The sequence below is a fragment of the Stenotrophomonas sp. AS012628 genome (assembly GCF_010608305.1).
In the GTDB taxonomy this organism is placed as follows: domain Bacteria; phylum Pseudomonadota; class Gammaproteobacteria; order Xanthomonadales; family Xanthomonadaceae; genus Stenotrophomonas; species Stenotrophomonas geniculata.
On record NZ_VMBJ01000263.1, the window covers coordinates 1 to 228 of the forward strand.

A 228-nucleotide genomic window follows, 5' to 3' on the forward strand; every position below is an offset into this window, starting at 1 on the left:
GCACAACGACCAGCTCGGCCTGATCGACGGCTGGCTGCGCAGCATTCGCGACCTCGCCTACGAATACCGCGAGCACCTGGAGCAGTTGCCGACCGAGGAAGAGCGCGTCGACCGCCTCTGCGAGCTCAACGTGATCCAGCAGGTGGCCAACGTCAGCCACACCAGCATCGTCCAGAACGCCTGGCACCGCGGCCAGTCGCTGTCCGTGCATGGCTGCATCTACGGGAT

The 228-nt window shown here is 65.4% G+C and carries 1 protein-coding gene; it reads left to right on the forward strand.

Annotation, left to right across the window (positions count from 1 at the left end; all coding sequences use genetic code 11):
* A partial coding sequence (locus tag G5A07_RS21855) for a carbonic anhydrase (protein WP_316248773.1) occupies nt 1-228 on the forward strand: 228 nt, incomplete at both ends.